This window comes from Nocardia sp. NPDC004718, from assembly GCF_053601535.1.
The window spans coordinates 126460-137731 of the sequence record NZ_JBSGCA010000018.1; the positions used below are offsets into that span (position 1 = coordinate 126460).

Below are 11272 nucleotides of genomic sequence, written 5' to 3' on the forward strand. Positions count from 1 at the left end.
CGCGCCCGGTTACGCGTCAATTATCTTCTATGTGCACAAAATTAACTCAAGTTACCAACTAGTAGCTTGATCTTCCGCTGAACCATGTTGCCCAAGTGAAACATTCACTTTTGAAGGATTCACTTCCGAGCTACTCATGCACCCGCCGCGCGCCGATCCGATCGATCCGCTCCCGCCCCCACGCACCCAGCGGCTCCAGCGCGACGTTGAGCGCGATCCCGACGTCGGTCAACCGGTACTCCACCCGCGGCGGCACTTCCCGATAGACGGTCCTGCCGACGATGCCGTCCTCCTCCAGCTCCCGCAGCTGTTGGATGAGCATCTTCTCCGAGACGCCGGGCAGCCCCTTGCGGAGCTCGCCGAAGCGCCGAACCCGGTGGTTGTCCAGCTCCCAGAGAATCAGCGCCTTCCACTTGCCGCCGACGACATCCATCGCCGCATCGATCCCGCAGAAGTACGGCCCCGACCGCTTCGAGCCCATCGTCCACCCCTCGAACTGTTCACAAACCAATCGGTAAGTACCCCACAAAATAGTAGGTACTTGCCCGCAAGCCGGTTGTCGAGCACTCTTGACTTCAGCGCGCTGACCAGGAACTTCCCGATCCCAAAGGAGCTGAACCCGCAATGGCGGAGACCATAAAGACCCCGGTGACCATCCTGGGACTCGGCGCGATGGGACAGGCGCTCGCCGCGACCTTCCTGAAGGCGGGGGTGCCGACCACCGTGTGGAACCGCACCCCCGGCAAGGACGCCGACCTCCGCGCCGCCGGAGCCACGAGCGTTGCCACCATCGCCGAGGCGATCGACACCGACGGCCCGATCATCGCCGTACTGCTCGACCACGCTTCGGTGCACGCCACCCTCGACCCGGTAGCCCACCGACTGGCCGGACGGCAACTGATCAACCTCATCAGCACCGCCCCCAACGAGGCCCGCGAACTCGCCGCCTGGGCGGCCCGCCACGACTGCGACTACCTCGACGGCGGCATCATGGCGGTACCACCCATGATCGGACAGCCGGGCGCGTCCATCCTCTACAGCGGCTCACAGAAGGTCTTCGACGCACACCGCGAGTCCCTCGAATTACTCGCTGCCGCAGAATACTTGGGCGAGGACGCGGGCCTCGCTTCGACCTACGACTTCGCCCTGCTGGCGGCCATGTACGCCATGTTCGGCGGCTTCCTGCACGGCGCGGCCATGATGCGGTCAGTCGGCGTCCCCGCCGCCGAATTCGGACGACGCGCCGCCGCATGGCTCAACGCGATGACCCAATCCTTGCCCCACCAAGGCGCCGTCATCGACACCGCCACCTACACCGACCCCATCCAGTCCATCGCCTTCCACAAAGCCGCACTCGACGCGATCAACCGCGCCAGCCGCGACGCCCACGTCACCCCCGACTTCGTCGCCCCCTTGAAAACCCTCCTCGACCGCCAGGTAGCCGACGGCCGAGGAGCCTTCGGCTTCGAACGCACTTTCGAAGAACTTCTCTGATCCGTCGTGTGGGCCGCACTCCTTCCACCGGTGCGGCCCCCACACCGTCGCCCGCAAGCGCTCAAGAATCAGCAGGTCAAGCCGCGATTTGGTCCACACGGAGATGATCCGATAATCTTGCTGGGCACACCGGTCCGGGTGGCGGAATGGCAGACGCGCTAGCTTGAGGTGCTAGTGCCCTTTATCGGGCGTGGGGGTTCAAGTCCCCCTCCGGACACAAAAACGTGGCAAATATGCCTCAGAAATCGGGTCCGGGCGCAGCCTGGACACCCTCTTCCGGATTCCCGGCGCGACCTGCGGTTTTACCCCCTCGGGGGGTGAGAAGTGTGACCGATGACACACTGATTCCGGTCGTTCCCTCCTTCGCTGCGGCAACGGCCAGCAGTGGCCTCGACACCGTGCCCGGCGTGCCGGGGCTGCCGCTGGGCAATGTCGAGCAACCGCCGCGGCGGACGGCGGTGCACAGCATTCGTCCCGTCGATTCCAACGGCCATGTGGTCGACAAGACCGTTCTCACGGCGCTGAACTGGCGCCCTGGTGACCAGTTGTCGTGGCGGATCGCGGGTGGGTTGATCGTGATCACCCGCCCCGGCTACGGCCGCCGCGGCGTCACCAAACATGGGCACCTGCCCCTGCCGGCGGCGATCCGTCGCGGCGCGGGTATCCGAGTCCACGACCGGGTCCTGCTGGCCGCCGACCCCGAGCACGCTCTGCTAGTGGTGTACCCGGCGCATGTGCTCGATGAGATCCTTGCGCATCGCTTCGCCGAGGGAGCCGACGCATGAGCGCGCGCACCGACGCCGACGTCGCCACCGTGCAGATGATGATGGAGCGGTTCGGGCTTACCCTGGCCGATCTATCGGTGTGGACCGGATCTGCTCGTACGGTGCCGACTTTCACCGAGTACATCCCGCAGGTGCTGGCATCCATGCCGGAAGGGTCGACCCGCGACCACTACGAGACGTATTGGAACAAGATCCTCGCCCAGCCCGGATGGGGCGCACGGCGCCTTGATGAGCCGACGACCGCGGATCTGCAGGGGTTGTGCGAGGCGATCCGTGCGCAGCGGGTGATCCGCCGCAGCGACCGCGGGGGTCGTGACGTGGTCCGCAATGTCATCGACGTGTTGCGGCGGCTGTACAAGCACGCCGAGGACAACCGGGTGATCGACCCGCGCGACAATCCTGCAGTCCGGTTGACCAAGCCCAAGCGCACGCGCTCGAATCGTCGTGCGCTGCAGAGTGATCTGCTCGCACAGATCGTGCATGTCGCGGCGACCACGGGCAACGACCCCGAGCTGGATACGTTGTTGCTGCGGCTGCACACCGAGACCGGATGCCGTCGCGGCGGGGCGCTGGCGTTGCGGCCGCAGGACTTGGATCCGGTGCAGTCGCTGATCCTGCTGCGGGAGAAGGGCGGCACTCAGTTGTGGCAGCCGGTCTCCCCCACCTTGATGCGCGCGTTGTGCCGCCACGCCGAACAGCGCGGCGCGGCACCGAACGAGCAGTTGCTGCGCGCTCGAAACGGGAAACCGATCACCCGCCGCCGCTACAACGGCCTGTTCGAACGCCTCGGCCAGCACCTGCCCTGGGTACACACCCATGGCATCTCCATCCACTGGCTGCGCCACACCACCACGACGTGGGTCGAACGCCACTACGGCCCGGCCGTAGCGAGCGAGTTCGCCCGCCACAGTCATAACGGCAGCGGGACCACCGGCATCTACACCACCGCCACGATCAATGAAGTCGCCGCCGCCATCGCTCACCTCACCGGCGAACCCCGCCCGTTGGCCACAACACCGCCCAGCTCGGGTCGGGCTCGGAGCGGTTCGGCGAACATTCCTGCTCTGGAGGGCGCACGATGACCACCAGTCTTGATTCCGTCGAGGCAGTCTCGAACAACTCGCGCGATCGGCCGGAGGAATTCGTGGTCGAGTCGGGGCGATGGTGGTCTCGTCGTGGCGGCCGAGTGATGCCGACGGATCTGGCACGGCGTGTCGCGCTGGCTGAGGAGCAGTTGCCCTGGCAGGGGCACAGCGCGCTGTATGACGTGCACAGTGAACGGGAGATCGCCGCCGAGCGGGCCCTGCGCGTGTGGATGCGCGCCAAGCAGCGCCGCCAACGCAAACGCGCGTTCCGTGCCGAGTTGGCCGACGCAGAGCGTGACCGCCGCACCTCGGCGGCGATCGAGCGTGAGGACGCCGCCGAACAACGCTGGCACCGGCGCGTTCGCGTACAGCGGCGCCGCGAAACCAATCCCGATGCCTTGGAGGGGATGCTGCACCGCCGTGCGACCCGCTCGTCGTGGCGGCTGCGGGCGGTCATGGCCATCGGGTTGCTGTGGTCGGCGGTCAACGTCGGCCGCAACCTAACCCCCGATGGCGCGAGCGGGGAGGTGAGCTGGTGGCTGCTGTGGGCGCTGAGTTTCGGTATCGAGGCGATGATCTCGGTGCCGATCCTCGAGATCATGGCCCAGGCCGCCACCGCCGCCCGCCTGGGGATCACGGTGCAACGCACCAAGATCCTGTTGTTCGAGGCCGTGCTCTTGACGTCCACGGTCGGGCTCAATAGTGGCCCGCACCTGGCTGCCGGTGATCTCGGCCGCGCCGCGGAGTACTCCGTCGCCCCGATCATGGTGGTGGTGTTGATGTGGTTGCACGCCTGGCTCACCGCCCGCAACGCCGAAATGATCGCCACGCTCGCCGCCCGCCGCACCGAAACGCCCGCGCACGGGTCTTCTGCATCGGATGACAGCGGTGTCGGCTCTGCGGACCGCGCCGTATCTTCTGTCCGGCCAGCACGGGCGCCGGTGGCGGCGCGACCGGCAGACCCCGCGTCGGCGACCACGGTCGTGGCCGCTGGACCTGAATCGGCGGGTTTCGCACCGCCAGACCGCAACGCGGCAACCGCTGTCGCCATCTCCACCGGATTCGATGAGCAGTCGACATCTCAGCCGTCTGCTGCACCAACACCAAGCGCTGAGGGGGGCATCATGACGACGGTGACGGTCAGCTCGTGCGGTGAGATCGCCGAGCAGTTGGTGTTGCGCAAACTCGTGCAGAAGCCTGCCCCGCAGATCGTGGCCATTCTGCAGTTGGCCGCCCAAGGGTTCAATGCCAACCGGATCGCCACCGAGATGAGCGCAATCACCTCGACGCCGTGGGCGCGCTCCACCGTCGACCGCATCATCGCCCGTGTCGAATCCCTGGGCTTCGACCCTGCCACCGCCGAGCAAAGGGAACCAACCTCAAAATCCATCCACCCGAGCATCTGCTGGCCGTCGAGGACGAACTCAACCACCGCCCCCGGAGAATCCTCCAAGACCGTTGCCCGGCAGAACTTTTCATCGCCCTGCTAGCCTCCGAGAATCAGTCTGTGTTGCGACGTTGACTAGAACCGGCCGCATGTCCCCGACACTGCAACTGACCGTGCATTCCGACCAGGGACCTCAGCTGGATCACCTGGTGGTCAACAAATGGGCCATCGACGCGAGATGAGTCGCGCCGACGAGCACCGACCCCGCCACCTGCCCAAGATTCCGCTGCCAAAGACCTATCACCGCATCCCCGACTTGACACGCCCCCGCGACGGCGAGAAGGGCGATCCAGGCGCCGTTCGAAATCGACAGAAATACCCCGACCACGACCGCGCCCCCGACCGGAACAGCCCGTGCCGCATACATGGCGGCGTAGTACCGCGTCGAGGCCACCGCAGCCGATCGCGCCAACGCTGTGGGCGCGGCAATGCCCGTCACCGCGAACCCTACGGTGACCACTGCGACAGCCGCGTTAAGCGCAGCGAGCCAGTTCGACATCCCGAAACCTACCGTTCACTTGATAATCATTCAGGTCTGAATCATTTGCTCACGATAGTATCTTCTCCGTGAATCGTGTCAACGGTGAAGATCTACTCGACTCGCTGAGTTTTCGGCTCGGACTGGTCGGCACGCGGATAACCCAGACGTTCGGCGCCCGGATCGAAGCTCTCGGATTGACGCACAAGCAAGTCGGCGTGCTGGCCGTCGTTGATGCCGGTCAGGCAAGATCGCAACGCGAGGTAGCGGACGCGCTCGGGGTCGCGCCGAGCCTCGTGGTGACTCTCGCGGATCGCCTGGCCGCCATGAATGCGCTCGTCCGCATCCAGGACGCCGCCGACCGTCGCGTGCACACCCTGGAACTGACCGACCACGGGCGTGAGCTACTCGGCCGCAGTGTCGCGATCGTCAACGAACTGGACCGCGACCTACGGAACTCGCTCGACCAGCAGGACGCAGCGGCGGTGCACACCGCGCTGACGCATTTCATGACCAAGATCCAGCGCTAGCCCCAACGCCGCCCGGTTCGGCCGCCGGTTCGGCGAGTGGAGTCGATGTCAAGTCGGTGGTTTCAGGTCGCGGACCTGATCTTCCGGATGCGCAGTATCGAGCAGGACGCCGCTGCCCCGCGGACCCCGCGAACGTGGTCGCCGCTCGCTGCGTTGTGCCGCGTTTCGGTAGCATCGGAGACCTCGCCCGGGGTTGACCGACAGCCCCCATCGGGTGACCAGCAACGGCCCTGGACATACCCTCACGGCTTCCAGGCGGTTGTTTCGTGCCAAAAAGTCCGCGCCCCCGGTCAGTCCCCGATTTCGTGGATGACGGCCTCGGCGCGTACGTGCAAGACCTCCTGCAGGACCATCCGGGCCATCGACATGTTCGACAGGTGCCCGGGCAAGGTGATCACCGCGTGCGCCGCGGCGCGGCGGCATTCCTGGATCAGATCGACGAATGCCGGTGGGAGCAGCCCGCCCTGTGGTGGCGGTTCGTAAAACATCGTGGCCAGTTCGAAGCCCAGCGATGTAGCCGCGGCCCGCAAAGTGTCCTCACCCGCATCGCGGTCGCGATCGGTGATCAAGTCATCGCGCAAGTACCCGTAGGCGAGAGGTAGTAGTGCAGTCATCGTAGGAACCAGTTCCGGATCGGTCGGCCGCCACAGACACCCGTCTGTGCCCAGCCGGATAGAGTTTTGCTCTCCACGGCCTCGCCCGCACTAGAAAAAACGCGCAGGTAAACGGCCGGACATCAGATGACGGTGTTGCCACCGCAGTGTGCTTGCTGCACGTTAACCATCTTCATCGGATAGGTATCTGCCCCGCATCGGCAATTCACATCGGCATACATCTATCTATGTATGCGGCTACCCAACCTGGTGTTCGAGCGAGCGGCGCTCCCCGGGTCGGCTGGCGGTCGATCAAGCGAAACGCCCGCTCGGGAGGTCTTCGTACAGCATTTACCCAGGAGCGTCGAAACGCATCCGCGCCACTACGCGATACCTCCAGAGATCAGCCGTCGCCTCCGATGTCCTCACCCGCTTTCAGGATCCAACCGTTCTCGCAGGCGGCCAGGCCGTGGCGGCCTCTGCCCGCGAGTGCGCGTACACGGTTTCACGCCTGACACCGACTGCCCTGGCCAGTGGCCGTGACGCTGCCCGCCCGGCTTCGGGATTGCTGGGGGTGTTCCAGCAGTGAGAACACGCGTGTCGATGGGTGTCGATGGGTGCCGCATAAGGTGTCGGTGTGAAGAAGACACTCGGAGTGATTGCTGGTGTGGCAGCGGCGGTGGTTACCGTGCTCGTTGTGGTTGCTGGACCCGCGGCGGCTGATTGGAAAGGGTCCTACTACGACAGCGAAAACGGCGGATTCGAAGGGAGCCGTCTGGCGTGCGAGCGAGCCGCGGATGGCTGGCGTAGCAGTGATCTGGGTGCTCGTTGCCAGCGCGTCGAGTCCTACAGCAGGTGGGATCTGCATACCTTCACCGTCGGCTACTGATCAAACCCGAGCAGCCGCGTGACGGCGGCGGCCCGGGAACGCATACTCCTCTCCCCCTCCCGGGCCGTTGTTCGCATCGTCTGCTGCTGAGGCCACCCGCTCCCGGACCGGTGCGGTTCTGACGGGTGGTGCCCCAGACCCATCCGAGCGCCGCCAGGCGGTCGTTCTTGATCCGTCTTGTGGCTGATGGAGATAGTTTTGCCGGAGGCTCTGGTGACCGGGGCGGGGTGACCGGTAGCGACGGCCTGAAGTCTCGGTTTCGGTCTCCAGGCCGTTGCTCGCGAAATACAGGCATATCTGCTGGCTGCCCGCAGCCGAGCGTAGATTTGCGTTCGGTTTGCTGGAGGCAGGCAATGCCGGGTCCACCTGGGTAGCTTTGGGTGTTGCCGGGGTGCATGTATGAGAGCACCATCAACCGGGCGCTCCTGGACCGGCTACGAGGCACCAGATCGGGTGTCGTTGACACTCGTTCCGGTCAGCGGGTGGCACGTCTTCTCACTTCGGGGACAGTGTATCGACCACGGCCTCGGACATCGCCGCTCGTTACGGCATCCCTGAAGCGAACCAGCGGCACTTTCAGCAGTTCGCCGAGCAACATGAGATCGTTATAGATATCCGCCCAGCCAACCCGGCGTCGATCCCGTGGATAGAGAAAGGTGCGCTGCCCAAACCGATGTCGATCAAGGCGAAGAGCATCAACCAACTCGACACGGTGCTGGGCATATCACCCGAACACCTCGGCCTGGTCGGATACTTCGAACCGGTCATGCCGACCACCGTGCCTGCCCGCATCGACCCCACCGTCCTGCGCAAGCGCTACGATATGCGCCGCACCGAGTTCCACGCGTTGCGCCCTGAGATGCAGCGATACTCAGCCAGTGGGGAGGTCGCGGTCCGTGACGGCGTCGTTCAGATGCGAGACAACCAGGACATCTTGCGCCCGGTCACCAGTGATTACGACCTGTTCGATATCCGCCACACCGACGGCAGCATGCTCGATGAGCACGAGTACTGGCCGATCATCGAAGACATGCAGCAACGCAACATCGGTGTGCAACACGGTCCGCACATGTACTGGCAGCCCCGCACGGAGTTCGATCGGCAGATCTTCCAGACCATCGTCGAGGGCCACCAACCCGGTCGTGAACCGCTCATCCGGTTCGCGCCAGACACGGCGCCGGCCATCACCGACGCCACCGCCGCGGCAGCCGTGATCCGCCCCGAGCTGACCGGCTTCCAACACGGCTACCGAACAAGAGGATCGATGATACCGTATTGCGGTTTGCGCCTGCCACGTGCCGTAGGCTCGCTTACCTCGCGCGCATCGAAGAAGGCATCTCGGTAGGGGCGGGAGAACGCGACGCTGACGACTATGTCCGCTCGCCGACAACGTCTCTCGTTTGATGCAAACGAATCAACCCGGTGCGCTGCCCGCTCCGAACCCTCTTCTTGTGGCCCCTTCCGCAGCAACCGACGGAAGCCACACGATTGCAGCGCGGCAAGGAGTTCTCGCGGTAGACGACCATCAAACCCCTGCGCGGCCTGGGGTGACAACCATCTCACTCGGTCCAGTTCAGCAGTGTCGATGCGGGCCAGTACACCCGGCAGAGGAACTTGCTCGCCGCGGGGAAGGGCTTCGAGCGCGGCTTGCCGCGATGTGTCCACCTGCGGTCAAGTCCTGGGGCGTGGTGTAAGTGGGGTGGTCACCGCATGATCCGGAATTCGGTTAGGCGGTGAGTGCTGCTGGGGTGGTTTCCTCGGAATTCCGCAAACACCGCGACTACACCATCATCACCAGCTTTCCCGGCCTGGCCGACCTCACCGACGCCCGGATACTCGCCGAGATCGGCGATGACCGTGCTCGGTTCGCCGATGCTCGGGCACTGAAGGCATACGCCGGGTCCGCTCCTGTGACAAGAGCGTCCGGCAAGGTCATCGCCATCACCCGGCGCCGAATCAAGAACGATCGCCTCGCCGCCGTCGGTTGGCTCTGGGTCACCGCAATGATCATGAACAAGGGCCCGGCTCGGGACCACTACCGGCGCCGACGCGACCACGGCGACGGCCACACACCCGCGATGCGGCACCTCTTCAACAAGATGCTCGGACAGCTTCACCACTGCCTGCAAACCCAGCAACCCTACGATCCGATCAAAGCCCACGACCTGCCGAATCACGCCCCCAAAACCGCTGCCGCTTGACATTAGCAGAATCGGAGGTCTGCCGGACACAACCCCACCTTGCCCGGGTCTCCGTTCACGGTCTGACTCGACAGAGGTGTGACGACAAGCTACTGCGAGCGGTTCTTGAAGTCGACATATCGGCCGTGAATCCCCCACCCGGCAAAGACGAGGAACCGAACCTGATGATGCTGATCGGCGTCGATCCGCACAAGTCCACCCACGCCGCCACCGCCATCGACCCCGCGACGAACTCCGACCATGGCTCGATTCGAATCGATGCGAACTTCCCTGACTGTCGTGAGCTACTGGCCTGGGCGCAGCGTGGCCCGAACGAACCTGGCCGGTCGAGAACGCCGAAGGCTTGGGCGACCACCTGGCGCTGTGGCTGGTCTCGAAGGGCCAGGTGGTAGTGGATGTCGCGCCGACCGACCGCGCGCTCACCATCGTGTAGGCGGCGAAGGCTCGTCGACTACGCGGATGCTTTCGGTTTCAGCGCCGCGTTCGAAGGACACCGGGGCCTACGCCCTCGGCGATTTCGGCAACACGGTGGCTTGATCGCCGGGTGATACTGCGGGCAGCCGTGATCGTCAACGTCGAAGTGCTGCTGGGTTGGGTTACGTGCGACCTCCGAACCGGGGTCTCCGCCACGGCGGCACGGTCCGATATGTTGCCAGCCGCAATACCCACTCCACCGGCCCGTAAGGGTGTTCGCGTAGCCACCACCTGCTCACCACCAGTTGCCCGGCGAAAGTACACAGCGCGAGCACCACCACCCACCGGATCGGCACCTCGTCGGCCAGCGCGAAACCGTAGCCGGTGTAGAGGACGGCGAGGACCAGCGATTGGATGATGTAGTTGGTGGCCGCGATCCGGCCCGCGCCTGCCAGCCATTTCGAAACCCAGCGGCCCGTCGAAGACCGGGTGATCAGCATGATCGCCGCGGTATAGGCAACGGTCAACAACGGATTTGCCAGGTCCTGGACCCCTGCCCAATACGCTGGTGCCTGACACCATTTCATTGTCTCCACGAAGGTCACGGTCGAAACCGGCAGGCCGAAACCCAGACCCGCCCATAACGCGAGTCTGGTCCATCGCTCCAATACCACGGTATCGGCGAGAATCTCTCGTTTACCGGCAGCCATCCCGACCAAGAACATGCCGAGGCTTGGCACACCGTGAGTGAACAGGACCAAGAGGAAAACTCCCGGTGCCAGCGAGACCTGGGTGGTGAAGGTATCGATGAAACCGCCCGCATAACCATCGTGAATCCGCGGTTGCTCGATGACCCGTGACAGCATCGGCAGCGGTCCGGTGTCGGCGGGGAGCAGCGCCCAGCAGCTCCAACCGAGGTACAGTACGGCACCGAGCGTCACCGCGAACCACGGCCGCACCCCGCGCAGGGCGATCAGCACCAGACCGGCCAGAGCATACAGGGCGAGCACATCACCCACCCACAGCAGCAGCACATCCAGCAGCCCGACCACCAGCAGCGCCAGGCACCGCCGCAGTAAGCGCGCGTTGACCGATACGCCTGCCCGTTCGGCTGCCGCGATTTGCAGGGTGAACGAGTAACCGAACAGTAGCGCGAACAGAAGAAAGAACCGTCCGGCGAACAGCGCCTCGACCGTCGCCCGGGACTGCCCTCGGTTTGGTTGACTCCTGACCTGTGAGGATTGCTCCTCGCTGGAAGGATGTCCCCCATGCCGAAGCCGTATCCCGAAGAGTTCCGCCGCGATGTCGTCGCGGTCGCCCGCAAGGGCGAGATCTCGTTGACGCAGGTCGCGAGAG

General features: G+C 64.8%; 12 protein-coding genes and 1 tRNA gene. 9 read left to right on the top strand and 4 right to left on the bottom strand.

All coding sequences use genetic code 11. The features are described from left to right. Nucleotides 1-130 precede the first annotated feature (130 nt). The gene (locus ACWEH3_RS16295) at nt 131-481 is read right to left on the bottom strand and encodes a winged helix-turn-helix transcriptional regulator (RefSeq protein ID WP_450024600.1); all 351 of its coding nucleotides are present in this window, start codon (nt 479-481) and stop codon (nt 131-133) included. A gap of 143 nt (nt 482-624) precedes the next feature. Between ACWEH3_RS16295 and ACWEH3_RS16300 the strand changes: the two genes are divergently transcribed. The 5 genes from ACWEH3_RS16300 to ACWEH3_RS16320 all read left to right on the top strand — a co-directional run bounded on the left by ACWEH3_RS16300 (nt 625) and on the right by ACWEH3_RS16320 (nt 4854). Further along, nucleotides 625-1494 carry an NAD(P)-dependent oxidoreductase gene (locus tag ACWEH3_RS16300; RefSeq protein ID WP_450024602.1) on the top strand — a complete coding sequence of 290 codons (870 nt, stop codon included), beginning with the start codon at nt 625-627 and terminating at the stop codon, nt 1492-1494. A 132-nt stretch (nt 1495-1626) separates the two neighbouring features. Continuing rightward, a tRNA-Leu gene (locus ACWEH3_RS16305) sits at nt 1627-1711 on the top strand. A 109-nt stretch (nt 1712-1820) separates the two neighbouring features. Further along, on the top strand, nt 1821-2279 hold the full coding sequence (locus tag ACWEH3_RS16310; RefSeq protein WP_450024604.1) for a hypothetical protein: 459 nt from the start codon (nt 1821-1823) through the stop codon (nt 2277-2279). Beyond that, nucleotides 2276-3361 (top strand): tyrosine-type recombinase/integrase, encoded by a 1086-nt coding sequence (locus ACWEH3_RS16315; protein ID WP_450024606.1) that lies wholly within the window; start codon nt 2276-2278, stop codon nt 3359-3361. The genes ACWEH3_RS16310 and ACWEH3_RS16315 overlap by 4 nt, the downstream gene beginning before the upstream one ends. Before the next feature lie 107 nt (nt 3362-3468). Beyond that, nucleotides 3469-4854 carry a hypothetical protein gene (locus ACWEH3_RS16320; protein WP_450024608.1) on the top strand — a complete coding sequence of 462 codons (1386 nt, stop codon included), beginning with the start codon at nt 3469-3471 and terminating at the stop codon, nt 4852-4854. Between the two features lie 99 nt (nt 4855-4953). Here ACWEH3_RS16320 and ACWEH3_RS16325 read toward each other — a convergent pair whose 3' ends face one another. Continuing rightward, nucleotides 4954-5310 (bottom strand): hypothetical protein, encoded by a 357-nt coding sequence (locus ACWEH3_RS16325; RefSeq protein ID WP_450024610.1) that lies wholly within the window; start codon nt 5308-5310, stop codon nt 4954-4956. 68 nt (nt 5311-5378) lie between these two features. Between ACWEH3_RS16325 and ACWEH3_RS16330 the strand changes: the two genes are divergently transcribed. Then, on the top strand, nt 5379-5819 hold the full coding sequence (locus tag ACWEH3_RS16330; protein ID WP_450024612.1) for a MarR family winged helix-turn-helix transcriptional regulator: 441 nt from the start codon (nt 5379-5381) through the stop codon (nt 5817-5819). 290 nt (nt 5820-6109) lie between these two features. Here the strand turns inward: ACWEH3_RS16330 and ACWEH3_RS16335 are convergent, their stop codons facing one another. Next, on the bottom strand, nt 6110-6433 hold the full coding sequence (locus ACWEH3_RS16335; RefSeq protein ID WP_450024614.1) for a hypothetical protein: 324 nt from the start codon (nt 6431-6433) through the stop codon (nt 6110-6112). A gap of 616 nt (nt 6434-7049) precedes the next feature. On the opposite strand from ACWEH3_RS16335, the gene ACWEH3_RS16340 reads away from it, so the two are divergent. The 3 genes from ACWEH3_RS16340 (at nt 7050) to ACWEH3_RS16350 (ending at nt 9502) form a co-directional block, all read left to right on the top strand. Continuing rightward, on the top strand, nt 7050-7301 hold the full coding sequence (locus ACWEH3_RS16340) for a hypothetical protein (protein WP_450024616.1): 252 nt from the start codon (nt 7050-7052) through the stop codon (nt 7299-7301). Nucleotides 7302-8067: 766 nt separating this feature from the next. Next, entirely contained in the window at nt 8068-8646 is a 579-nt protein-coding gene (locus ACWEH3_RS16345; RefSeq protein ID WP_450024618.1) for a hypothetical protein, read from the top strand. Between the two features lie 388 nt (nt 8647-9034). Continuing rightward, nucleotides 9035-9502, top strand: a complete 468-nt coding sequence (locus tag ACWEH3_RS16350; RefSeq protein WP_450024620.1) for a transposase — start codon at nt 9035-9037, stop codon at nt 9500-9502. Nucleotides 9503-10098: 596 nt separating this feature from the next. Here ACWEH3_RS16350 and ACWEH3_RS16355 read toward each other — a convergent pair. Continuing rightward, nucleotides 10099-11272: DUF418 domain-containing protein (locus tag ACWEH3_RS16355; RefSeq protein ID WP_452358340.1), on the bottom strand; the 1174-nt coding region annotated here is incomplete at its 5' end.

Bases quoted from the DNA above. Each gene is read 5' to 3' on its own strand.
- ACWEH3_RS16295 (WP_450024600.1), bottom strand. From the start codon at position 481: ATGGGCTCGAAGCGGTCGGGGCCGTACTTCTGCGGGATCGATGCGGCG.
- ACWEH3_RS16335 (WP_450024614.1), bottom strand. From the start codon at position 6,433: ATGACTGCACTACTACCTCTCGCCTACGGGTACTTGCGCGATGACTTG.
- ACWEH3_RS16315 (WP_450024606.1), top strand. From the start codon at position 2,276: ATGAGCGCGCGCACCGACGCCGACGTCGCCACCGTGCAGATGATGATG.
- ACWEH3_RS16345 (WP_450024618.1), top strand. From the start codon at position 8,068: ATGCCGACCACCGTGCCTGCCCGCATCGACCCCACCGTCCTGCGCAAG.
- ACWEH3_RS16325 (WP_450024610.1), bottom strand. From the start codon at position 5,310: ATGTCGAACTGGCTCGCTGCGCTTAACGCGGCTGTCGCAGTGGTCACC.
- ACWEH3_RS16300 (WP_450024602.1), top strand. From the start codon at position 625: ATGGCGGAGACCATAAAGACCCCGGTGACCATCCTGGGACTCGGCGCG.
- ACWEH3_RS16320 (WP_450024608.1), top strand. From the start codon at position 3,469: ATGCCGACGGATCTGGCACGGCGTGTCGCGCTGGCTGAGGAGCAGTTG.